This window comes from Chamaesiphon sp. OTE_20_metabat_361, from assembly GCF_031364565.1.
Genome location: NZ_JANLWO010000725.1, coordinates 1 through 2280 on the forward strand (window position 1 = coordinate 1; position 2280 = coordinate 2280).

At 44.3% G+C, this 2280-nt stretch carries 2 protein-coding genes and 1 other RNA gene; all 3 read left to right on the forward strand.

Annotation, left to right across the window (positions count from 1 at the left end; translation table 11 throughout):
* Nucleotides 1–797 (forward strand): NADPH-quinone oxidoreductase (locus RMO35_RS20445; RefSeq protein ID WP_309743703.1); only part of this gene is annotated, 797 nt, incomplete at its 5' end.
* A gap of 375 nt (nucleotides 798–1172) precedes the next feature.
* Nucleotides 1173–1871 (forward strand): lipase, encoded by a 699-nt coding sequence (locus RMO35_RS20450; RefSeq protein WP_309743705.1) that lies wholly within the window; start codon nucleotides 1173–1175, stop codon nucleotides 1869–1871.
* Nucleotides 1872–2011: 140 nt separating this feature from the next.
* Nucleotides 2012–2201, forward strand: a non-coding RNA gene (ssrS, locus tag RMO35_RS20455) — 6S RNA.
* Nucleotides 2202–2280: the final 79 nt, after the last annotated feature.

Sequence of the window (2280 nt, forward strand, 5' to 3'; positions counted from 1 at the left end):
CCTTCTTTTATATCTTCCGCGAACGCGAGATGATCTACGATTTGTGGGAAGCTGCAACTGGCTATCGAATGGTAAACAATAACTACTTCCGCATCGGTGGCGTGGCTGTAGATTTACCTTATGGTTGGATCGACAAATGTATCGATTTCTGCGATTACTTCGAGCCAAAAGTGGACGAGTATGAGAAATTAATTAGTAATAACCCCATCTTCCGTCGTCGGGTCGAAGGTGTCGGGACGATTACCCGCGATGAAGCGATTAATTGGGGTCTATCTGGCCCCATGCTGCGCGGTTCTGGTGTCAAATGGGATCTCCGCAAGGTTGACAAGTACGAGTGCTATGACGACTTTGATTGGGATGTCCAGTATGAGACGGCTGGCGATTGCTTAGCACGTTATTTCGTGCGGATTCGGGAGATGCGCGAATCGGTGAAAATCCTCCGTCAAGCTATCGCCGCTTTACCAGGCGGTGCTTACGAAAATCTCGAAGCCAAACGCATTGCCGCTGGTCCGAAATCCGAGTGGGATGGGATGGATTATCAGTACGTCAGCAAGAAAGTCGCACCGACATTTAAGATTCCCAAAGGCGAACATTACGTCCGCATCGAGAGCGGTAAAGGTGAGCTAGGAATCTTCATTATGGGTGAAGATAATATCTTCCCCTGGCGGTGGAAAATTCGCGCTGCTGATTTTAATAATCTGCCAATTCTCCCCCATATCTTGCGCGGCGTAAAAGTCGCTGATATCGTCACGATTTTGGGTAGTGTGGATATTATTATGGGTTCTGTCGATCGATAAATTCGCACGATTATTATTTATCCTAGTTTATCGATCGATTAATCCAAGACTAACTTGGATTGCTCGATCGATTTTTTCCATTGAACCAATCTTCAGCGAGATTTAAGTCTCGCTTGCTATGATAAATTGCCCCTTCCTGAAGTTGTTGTTGAAGTGATTACTGTTGTCGATCGATAACATAGAAATTGATAGCTTCATCAATTAATTTATTACGCTCGTCTTGTGTCGCTAAATCATCGATTAGTTCGATGGTTTTTTGAGGCAAAGTGATGTTAATTTGCTGATACATTATCTCAGAATATAATTCATGCCAATATACACGGTCGATCCGTATTATTAGTATAATCGAGATATTAGCTTGTAGGCGATCGTCTGATGTTACCCACCGTTATTTTACCTGGCTATCTCGAAAGTGCTGATGTCTATCTGCCACTGCAACAAGCCTTAGCCGCACTCGGTACCCCCACAACGACAGTACCACTGCGGAAAAGAGACTGGCTACCTACCCTCGGCGGTCGATCGATAATTCCGATTTTGCGACAACTCGATCGGACTGTAAATGCTGCTTTAGCAGATAATCAAGCCACTAAAATCAATCTAATCGGACATTCGGCAGGTGGTTGGATTAGTCGAATTTATATCGGTGAAATTCCCTATATCATTCATGGCGATGTCGATGAAACAGCGAAATTATGGAATGCAAAATCAAAAATTGATACCTTAATTACCCTTGGAACTCCCCATATTAGTGGCGAACGCTGGACGAAGAAAAATCTCGATTTTGTGAATGATAATTATCCAGGAGCTATGTATCTAGATGTCAAATATATCTGTGTTGCTGGAAAGTCAATCTATGGTGCCAAAAAGCTAGGTCAGTGGTTGGCATATAGTAGCTATCAACAGACTTGTGGTGAAGGCAATACCTGGGGTGATGGGATTACCGCGATCGAGGCAGCTCATTTAGCTGGTGCAACCAATATTACAATTGAAGGGGTCAAACATTCACCGCGCAGTCCAGGCATCTGGTACGGTTCGCCAGCGGTGCTTGCTGAGTGGAGTAAGTATTTGAGTTAGAAGGCACAGCCGTAAAAGTTTCAGCACGATCGCAGTAGCTGGAGATCCAACGTAGCTACCAATATGGAGGTAAATGGGCGCAGGAGATATTAGATCCTCACTTGACCGATCGAGTATTCTCCCATTAAGATGTAGAAATGGTCTGGCGGCGACGTTGGTGACTGCCAATAACGTTTTTTGATCTATGCTTGAATTTTTTACGGGAACTAATGTTGTTCTAGCGGCAGTAGACTGAACTTTTGTATTCAGAAACTATAAGCACGAACTTCCGGTACCCACCTGGTTTTAACCAGGTCATAAACTGAGGTAAAACGGCGTTGCGGCTGACCTAAATATTTTCAAAAAACCAACCCCGAACAAATGTTCGGGGTTGGTTTTTTGAAAAAGGGGGTAGAGGGTAGAGGGTAGA

Coding starts and splice junctions, on each gene's coding strand:
- RMO35_RS20450 (WP_309743705.1), top strand. CDS start 1,173: ATGTTACCCACCGTTATTTTACCTGGCTATCTCGAAAGTGCTGATGTC.